The organism is bacterium (assembly GCA_027622355.1).
Taxonomy (GTDB): Bacteria; UBA8248; UBA8248; order UBA8248; family UBA8248; genus JAQBZT01.
On the sequence record JAQBZT010000124.1, the window covers coordinates 1 to 8,178 of the forward strand.

Annotated in this window: 10 protein-coding genes; 5 read left to right on the forward strand and 5 right to left on the reverse strand. The window is 62.0% G+C overall.

Going from position 1 to position 8,178, the window contains the following annotated elements; translation table 11 throughout:
• The 4 genes from O2807_08515 to O2807_08530 form a co-directional block, all read left to right on the forward strand.
• A partial coding sequence (locus O2807_08515; protein ID MDA1000541.1) for an SCP2 sterol-binding domain-containing protein occupies nucleotides 1-638 on the forward strand: 638 nt, incomplete at its 5' end.
• Between the two features lie 162 nt (nucleotides 639-800).
• Complete coding sequence (locus O2807_08520) at nucleotides 801-2,012, forward strand: amidohydrolase family protein (GenBank protein ID MDA1000542.1); 1,212 nt, start codon at nucleotides 801-803, stop codon at nucleotides 2,010-2,012.
• Nucleotides 2,013-2,202: 190 nt separating this feature from the next.
• Nucleotides 2,203-3,033 (forward strand): metal-dependent hydrolase, encoded by an 831-nt coding sequence (locus tag O2807_08525; protein MDA1000543.1) that lies wholly within the window; start codon nucleotides 2,203-2,205, stop codon nucleotides 3,031-3,033.
• A gap of 32 nt (nucleotides 3,034-3,065) precedes the next feature.
• Entirely contained in the window at nucleotides 3,066-3,407 is a 342-nt protein-coding gene (locus tag O2807_08530) for a hypothetical protein (protein MDA1000544.1), read from the forward strand.
• A gap of 2 nt (nucleotides 3,408-3,409) precedes the next feature.
• Here the strand turns inward: O2807_08530 and O2807_08535 are convergent, their stop codons facing one another.
• Nucleotides 3,410-3,739, reverse strand: a complete 330-nt coding sequence (locus O2807_08535) for a hypothetical protein (protein MDA1000545.1) — start codon at nucleotides 3,737-3,739, stop codon at nucleotides 3,410-3,412.
• An 8-nt stretch (nucleotides 3,740-3,747) separates the two neighbouring features.
• Nucleotides 3,748-4,554, reverse strand: a complete 807-nt coding sequence (locus tag O2807_08540; protein ID MDA1000546.1) for an SDR family NAD(P)-dependent oxidoreductase — start codon at nucleotides 4,552-4,554, stop codon at nucleotides 3,748-3,750.
• A 308-nt stretch (nucleotides 4,555-4,862) separates the two neighbouring features.
• Between O2807_08540 and O2807_08545 the strand changes: the two genes are divergently transcribed.
• Nucleotides 4,863-5,726 (forward strand): hypothetical protein, encoded by an 864-nt coding sequence (locus O2807_08545; GenBank protein MDA1000547.1) that lies wholly within the window; start codon nucleotides 4,863-4,865, stop codon nucleotides 5,724-5,726.
• A 16-nt stretch (nucleotides 5,727-5,742) separates the two neighbouring features.
• On the opposite strand, the gene O2807_08550 is transcribed toward O2807_08545, so the two are convergent.
• The 3 genes from O2807_08550 to O2807_08560 are packed head-to-tail and all read right to left on the reverse strand — an operon-like array spanning nucleotide 5,743 to nucleotide 8,003.
• Nucleotides 5,743-6,777, reverse strand: a complete 1,035-nt coding sequence (locus O2807_08550; protein ID MDA1000548.1) for a zinc-binding dehydrogenase — start codon at nucleotides 6,775-6,777, stop codon at nucleotides 5,743-5,745.
• Between the two features lie 35 nt (nucleotides 6,778-6,812).
• Nucleotides 6,813-7,484: a hypothetical protein gene (locus O2807_08555; GenBank protein MDA1000549.1), complete on the reverse strand. Its 672-nt coding sequence runs from the start codon at nucleotides 7,482-7,484 to the stop codon at nucleotides 6,813-6,815.
• Nucleotides 7,485-7,544: 60 nt separating this feature from the next.
• Nucleotides 7,545-8,003, reverse strand: coding sequence for a hypothetical protein (locus O2807_08560; protein MDA1000550.1), 459 nt, complete (start codon nucleotides 8,001-8,003; stop codon nucleotides 7,545-7,547).
• Nucleotides 8,004-8,178 lie beyond the last annotated feature (175 nt).

Consider the following 8,178-nt stretch of genomic DNA (forward strand, 5'->3'; position numbering starts at 1 on the left):
CGGGGCTCGAAGGAAGGGTGGAGCCCGCCTTCGGGGCGAAGAATGCCGAGGAGTTCAACGCCCTGCGCGTCTCCATCATGAAAGAGCTGGCGGCGCTGCCGCTCGCGGCGCGCGTGGACCGCTTCGAGGCGAACAGCGCCGAGCTCGAGCAGGTCTTCCGCCGCCTCACCCCCGCCGATCTGGAAAAGAACGCCTGGCACCGCTTCGGGGCCTGCCCGATCCGCTTTTATCCCATCGCCCGCCTCTATGAGGTGTTCCTCCACGAGTGGGACATCGTGAACGACCCGGCGGCCCCGCTCGCTCCGGGGGGGCTCGATGCGGCGATGGCGGAGCTGCCCTGGCGCTTCGCGTTTTTCTACGGCCTGCGGAAGGGCGGCGCCTTCGAGGGCCGGGTCCGGCTTCGCACGAGCGATGCAGGCGATGCCCTGGGCCTTGCCTGGGAGGAGGGACGGGCGGTGGTCTGCCCCGGAGATGCAGACGGCTTCACGGCGGAGATTTCGGCCCCGCGGAGCGATCTGCTGCTGCTCACCTCGGGGCGCGCCAAGCCTGCGGAAAAGGAGGCGGCCGGGAAGCTCCGGATCGAGGGCGATCGCGCCGCGGCGGAGGTTGTGCTCGGCGTGCTGTGCGCTCCCTTTTAAGGGCCCGGCCTCTTTACACCCACGGCGAACCGCCATACGATGGCGCTATTCGATGATGTTTCGCACCCTGTTTCGGGCGGGAGAGAAGCCCGGTTGCCGAATTTTCGCCGGCCCGCGCGGCGGTGAAACGATGTTTTGGGTTATCCAAACGGGAGGTGGACGATGGCCGAAAAAGCGGTCGGTAAGAAGGCGGCGAAGAAGAAAGTTGCAAAAAAGAAGGTAGCGAAGAAGAAGGTAGCGGCGCGGGCTTCCGGGAAGCCGCCGACATGGGACACCATCATGCCGCTCCCCTCGAACCCCGAGACGGGCGAGACGGCCAACGACTACTACATCCTCGACTGCGAAGTGCACGTCATGCCGGAGGATTACCGGCGTTTTATCAAATACTTCGAAGGAACCAAGACCTTCGAGTACGCCCACAAGGCGTGCAACTGGTGGCAGTGGGTCGATCACCGGACCGGCAAGCAGTCCGCCATCCATCCGGGGATGGACTGGAACATCGACAAGATCATCGGCGACATGAACCGTGCGGGGGTGGATCAGATCGCGCTGATGCGCGAATCGTTCATTGACACCTCGGGCGACAGCGCCCCCTTCTCGACGAACCAGCACGTGATCGACGCCATCGAGAAGTACCCCGACCGCGTGATCGGCGTCTCGAACGTGGGGCCCTTCTCCAAGCGCAAATTGAAAGACGTGCTCTGGGAGTTGGAGTACCTCCACGACAACTACAACTTCAAGTTCACGAAGTTCTACCAGCCCGAGGATTGCCCGATCAACGACCGCAGGCTCTGGCCTGTCTACGAGATGTGCCAGGACAAGGGCATCGTGGCCTTCTTCCACACCGGCATCACCATCCGCATGGGGCCGACGCGCTACACGCTGCCCGTTCTGCTGGACGATGTGGCCTCGGACTTCCCCGACCTCAAGATCGTCGCCTACCACGGCGGCTATCCCTACTGGGAAGACCTCATCATGCTCATGTGGAAGCACCCCAATATCTTTGTGAGCTACTCGATCCTCCTCCCCTGGCTCATGCGGGCGCCGCACCGTTTCGCCCACATGGTGGGAACCACGCTTCAGATCGCGGGCTACGACCGCTTCATCTGGGGCAGCGACTGGCCGGCCTCGGACCCCTACCAGTCGGTCGAGGCGATCCTGAAGCTGGATATGCCCGAAGAGTTGCAGGAGAAATGGGGCTACCCGCCCATCACCGAAGAGCTCAAGCGGAACTTCCTCGGCGCCACCCTGGCCAAGCTGGCCGGGATCGACGCCAAGAAGAACCACCAGAAATTCCCCGGCTACAACAAGCCCCCCACGGGCAGTACGCCCGAGGGCGACCTCACCCGACGGCTCATGAAGAACCAGAAGTAGTCGGCGCGCTGTCGCAGGAAAAAAAACGGCCCCGTCCTCTTCGGAGGGCGGGGCCGTTTTTTTGGGATTTCCTGAAAATGCAGGATATTGCTTTTTTATCTATTTTTGGCTATGAAATCATCTTCATGCAATTGCAGGGTGTTTTGAAAGGCCGCCTTCATTAACCTTTTTCTGGAAATAGGGAGATTCCATGCGTCAGAACCGGTGGGTTTGTGCAATTGTTTCCCTGTTCGTGTTTTTTGCCGTAGCGGCGGCTGCTCCGGGCGCGGAAGCCTTCGAGCTTCAGTGGTTCGGACAGTCCGCCTTCAAGATCACCACCCCGGGCGGCAAGGTCATCCTGATCGATCCGTTCATCACGAAGAACCCGAAGACCCCGAAGGAGCTCAAGGACCTCTCCAAGCTCGGCAAGGTGGACCTCATCCTCCTCACCCACGGGCACGGGGATCACGTCGGCGATACGGTGAAAATCGCCAAGATGACGGGCGCCCGCGTGGCCTTGAACGCCGACATGGGCCAGACCTTCGCCGCGCTCGGCCTGGTGTCCATGAAGAAGCTGATTCGCTTCAACAAGAGCGGCCCCATCCAGCCCCTCGGCCCCGGCATCACCATCACCATGGTCCGCGCCGAGCACAGCTCCGAGATCGTCCACAAGGACCCCAAGACGAAAAAGACCGAAGTGCACCCCGGCGGCGAGCCCGCCGGCTACATCATCCGCCTCGAGGACGGCTACACCATCTATCATGCGGGCGACACCGGCGTTTTCGGCGACATGAAATTCATCGGCGAGTACTACAAGCCGGACCTCGCCCTGCTGCCCATCGGCGGTCATTTCACGATGGACCCGGCCCATGCCGCCTACGCCGTGCGCGAGCTGCTCAAGGTGAAGCGCATCATCCCGATCCACTACGGCACCTTCCCGCCGCTCAAGGGAACGCCCGAGCAGCTGGTCAAGGCTCTCGGCGATTTTCCCGCCGAGGTGTTCGCCCTGAAGCCGGGGGAGAAGCGCACTTTCGGAAAATAGGAACTGCCTGATCCGGAAAGGGGAGGGAAAGCATGCGGGTACTCGTTGCCGCCCTTTCCCTCCTGTTTTTTTCTGGAGCGGCCTCGGCCGATGTCACCATCCAGAGCACCCGCAAGGCGGGGCGGATGGCGCACCTCCGTATTCTTTATACGAACACCACCGGTGTCACTTTTTCCTCTGTCAAGATCCTCTGCGCCCTGCCGGGTGCGAGCGGGCAGCGGGAGCAGGGGATTCTATATCTCTCGAACCATCTCGGGGGCGGTCTCGGCCCAGGCTACACGGCGGAGGGTGTGCTTCAGGTGCCGCTGAAGGAGGGCGCCAAGCCGGAGGATATCGCCTGTGAGGATACCGGCCAGCCGGTGCGGCTTCCGTGAATCTAGTTCTCTTTTTTCTCCTCCCACCACTTTTCGAGCAGGCGCGTCAGGCGCTCCCCCTGCGGGGGGTCGAGGTACAGGAAAAAACCGCCCAGGGCGAGCAGGAGAATGCCCGGGCCGGTGCGCTTGAGCGAGAAGGCGGCCGCGGCCGCTTCCGCGCTGAGCGGGATGCGGAGCACGGCTTTGCCCATGAGAACCAGGTCGAAGGTGTAGGCGGTTTCGGGTGCGCCGGGAGCCGGACCGGCCGGAAGCCCGAAGCCCAGAAAGAGAAAGGCCGCGCCCAGGATCGCAAGGAGGACGCCCGCCCCGCTCCGCCAGTTCTCCCGGCCCATGAGGGGGTTCAGCCGGTGATGTCCTCGCCGCCGTCCACGCGGATGATGTTGCCCGTCATCCAGTGGGTGCCCGAGACGGCGAGGGCGGCGATGGCGTCGGCGACTTTTGCGGGGGTGGTGAGTTCATTGTGCGGATTGACGCGCAGCACGTTCTCGATCATCTGCTCGTTGCCGGGGATCTTCCGCAGGGCGGGGGTGTCGGTGACGCCGGCCTGAATGCTGTTGGCGGTGATGCCCTTGGAGGCGAGCTCCACGGCGAGCTGGCGGATGTGGCTCTCCAGCGCCGCCTTCGCGGCCGAGACCGCCCCGTAGGTTGCCCAGATGCGGTGGCCGCCCGCGCTGGTCATGGCGTAAATCCGCCCGCCCCGGCCCATCAGGCCGCGCTCGACGAGACCCTGCACCCAGTAGATCAGGCTGTTGGCCATGACATCGAGGGTCATCTCCACCTGCTTCTGGGTGATGGCGTCGCCCGGATCCTCGGCGATGAAGAGCTTCAGCGTGCCGAAGGCGAGGCTGTGGAGCAGGACCCGGACATCCCCCATGCCGCCCGCGCCGAGCCGCTCCGCCATGGCGTTAAAGACCTTCGCGCGGGACTCCTCGTCGGCGGCGTTCACGTTAAAAAAGATTGCCTCGGCGCCGTTCGCGCGGATGCCCTCCTGGATGCGATCGGCGTTGGGGAGGGTGGCCTTCCGGTCGAGGTGGACGCCGAAGATGTTCATGCCCTCCTTGGAGAGCCGAAGGGCGTTCGCCTCGCCGAAGCCGCTGCTCGCGCCCAGAATCAACGCCCATTTTCCCTGCAAGTTTGAATCAGCCAAGGGTGAAGCCTCCTTTCTGGAGGAATGATCAGTTTGTCCGTATGAACGTTATATCACAGGGGCAGGGCGGGCAAATTCTCCGGCATCCGGCGCGCGGGCTCTTCATCTCTCCGGGTCGGCGCCTCTCCCTCCGGCGAAGGCGCCGTGGCCGACCATCGGAGAGACAGCGCCAAAATTTCCTTGTTTTGAGACCCCTTTCCGGGGAGCGGCGCAGTGTGAGAAATTTCTCGTGCCAGGATCGAGCTTTGGTGTTACAGTACAAGAGCTTACGACAAATTTTCCGGCGAGGGAGAGGGACAGAGGAGCAGATGTTTTCGACTTTCATGAAGCATGTGGCGATTCTCGGTCTGTTGTTGATGTGCCTCGCTCCCGCGGCGGCTTACGGCGCCCCGGCGGTCGAGGCCAACTTTCGCGAGAAACTCCGGGGGGGGCGCTTCGGTGGCAGCATCGGTGCCGCCTCCTACGACTATGAGGAATCGTTCAGCGCGACCAATAGCAGCTTCGACTCCAGCGGCATCGCCTGGAATCTTTTCGCCGATGCAGAGATCGTCGAGCGAGTGCGCATCGGTGTGGACTGGGAGGCTGCCCGCATCTCCAGCGGCACCGAGCGGTGGACGAATCTTCCCGTCGGCACGCTGATCGGCGCCCAGGTCAACCAGACCAACTCTCTCAAGGCCGAGATCGACATGGTCGATCTCGATTTGAGTTATGTGCTCTTTCGCAACGAGAAGGCGGAGCTGGAAATCGTCGTTGGCTGGCACGTGCTTCGGCATGACTTCAACCGGTCGAACTTCGCGTTTCAGGTGGCCGGTTCGACGATCAACTCCACCCTGGGGCCGGTGGACGAGGATGTGTTCGCCCACGGGCCCAAGGCCGGAATCCGTTTCGCCGGAGGGCTTCCGCCCCGGCTATTCGTTGACGCGGCCTTTTTCGTGAACACGCTGACGAGCGTTCGGGCGGACAACAGTCTGCTGGGTCAGGTGGATTCGGACGGATACTCCTTGCGGTGGCGTGTCGGGCTGATGTACCAGATGAACGATATCTTCTCGGTGGGCGTTGCCTACCGGGGCACCTATATCGAGGTCAACCAGGGAAAAAGCGGAAACGTGATCCTGCCGCACAACGAGACGCTGATGAGCAGTGTCTTCCTCAGATTCCACTTCCGTTTTTAGCCGTCTCCTCGCCGCATCAATCCATGATGATGGCCGCCCGGCCGGTAATGCTCCCGGACTGGAGGCGCGCGTGCACCTTTTCGGCCTCCTCGAGCCGGTAGGTTTCCGTCACGTAGGGCCACAGATCGCCCTTGGCGACAAGGGCGAGCGAGTCGACAAGTTCTTGCTTCGTGAAAGCCCGGCTTCCGAGCAGTTCGAGTTCGTTCGCGAGCATCAGGCTCGGAGAGACGCGGAAGGGCTCCGGGGTGTAGCCGCCGAGGGTGACGAGTCTTCCCCCTCTGCCGAGGGCCTCGACCGCCGCTTCGAGCGTGGCGGGGATGGAGACGAAGTCCACCGCAACGTCGATCCCTTTTCCTTTCGTGAAATCCCGCAGCGCCTCGCCCAGGTTGCCGCTGCGCGGGTCCAAGGCCAGGTCGGCCCCGAATTCGCGGCATTTTTCCAGCTTTTCCGGGACGTTGTCGATCGCCACGACGCGGGCGTGGGCCCATTTCGCCAGCATGACCATGTGGAGGCCGACGCCGCCGCCTGCGCCGAAGATGGCCACGGTTTCGAGCGGGGCGATTCGCGCCCGGCGGGTCACCTTGTAGGGGGTGACGATGGCGTCGCTGATCACGGCGGCCTCCGCCGGATGGGCCTTGTAGTCAATTCCCTCGGGGATGGGGATGAAGTACTGGGCGGGCAGTTTCAGGTACTCGGCGTAGCCGCCGTCGATGTGCCTGCCGACGAAGCCGGCAAGGTTTTCGCAGAGCGATTCCCGATCGATGCGGCACCAGCGGCAGTGGCCGCAGGAGAGATAGGTGTAGACCGTGACGGCGTCGCCCTCTGAAAATTGTGCAACGCCGGGGCCGACAGCGACGATCTCTCCCAGCACTTCATGGCCGATGATGCGGGGGAAGGCGGCATTCGCCAGGCCCATCCGGGTGTGGTGAATCGTCAGGCCCGAGCCGCAGGAGAGCACCCGGGCGACCGCCTCTCCGGGGCCGGGAACCGGGTCGGGCCGCTCTTCCATGACGAAGGGCGCCCCGCCTTTTTCGAGAACCATTGCTTTCATGTCGCGTTTCCTTGTGTGTGAGAGGCTCCGAAGAATCAGGGAAGGGTATGCGTGATTTTTCCCTCGGCGTTCAGAATGCGCACGCTGCCATTTTGGTCCCGAGTCATCCCGAGACCCACCCGCAACTTTCCCTTCGTGTCGGTGAAAGTCAGCAGCGGCAGATTTTCCCGGACAAACATGAAGAGCCGGGATCGATTTTCATTATCGTACAAGGCGATAGCGGGAGTATTGTTTGCGGTGAGATCCAGGCGAAGGCGCGCCTTCCTGTTTTTGGCGTTGAAGCGGAGCTGGGGCGTCCCGTCGTTGCGAACGCCCAAGAAAGAGCGGAGATTGCCCTCCGCGTCAAAAAAGGCGAGGTTGGGGCCCTTGTCGTTCAGCACGTTCAGGGCGATGCGGATCTTTCCCTCGCTGCCGTAGAAAAAGAGGGTGGACGAATTGTCCTTTTGAACGGTGAAAACCCCTCGCATCTTGCCGTGGCCGTCTTTCAGGACAAAGCGTTCCGCCGTCACGGTTTTGAAAGTGGCCGAGCCCCCGCTGCTTGAGCCACCCGGTGAAGGAGGGGGCGGGGCACTTTCGTGGGTGCCCATCAGAAAAGCCGACATCATGAGAACAACTGCCAGGGCCCCCGCCCGTTTGAATTTCGAGAGGGTTTTTTCGAGTTCCCGGTTTTTGGCTTCCAGCCGCTCCAGCCGCTCTTTCCACGACATCGTTTTTCCTCCGCAAGGTGGCTCCAGATTCGGCGGCGATAAATTCCGTTTTCGCCTTTGTTAAGGGAGCGTGTGCGTCGTTTGTCCGGTTTCGTTCAGAAATTTGATTTGGGGCAATCCTTTGCTTGTGAGACCCATGATGAGCCGGGTTTTCTTGTTCTGGTCCAGGAAAGAGAGGAATACGGTTCCGTTTTTCGTCATACTGAGCGTAATGCGCACTCTCCCGGCGTCATCGTGCATGAAGAGCCCCGGCAACTTGTCCTTGAACGTCAGCATGGTCGCGCGCGTTTTTCCCGTGTCGTCGGTCAGTGTGAAGCGGTTGGCGCGAATGTGACGCGTGTTGGAGGGACTCGAGGAGGGTGAGGTGCCCGAGGAAGGCGGGGTGCCCGAGGAGGGCGGGGCGCTTTCGTGGGTGCCCATCAGAAACAGGGAGGAAAGGAATATCACGGCCAGCGTTCCGCCTCTTTTGAACCAGCGGTTTTGTTTTTCGAGCTTCTCAATCCGGTTTTCGAGGGTCATGGCAAGTCCTTTCGAGAGGTTGGAAATGTTTGCCGGCAGTGGTTGTCTGCGTTGATTTTCCTCTTGGGGGTGAAAGGGAAAAGAGCAAGATCTTTCACGTAAGCTCACATTTTATCACAACGCCGTCCTGGCGGCGGGCGCAAAGATATCCGGCCGCCGAAAACCGCCCTTGGCG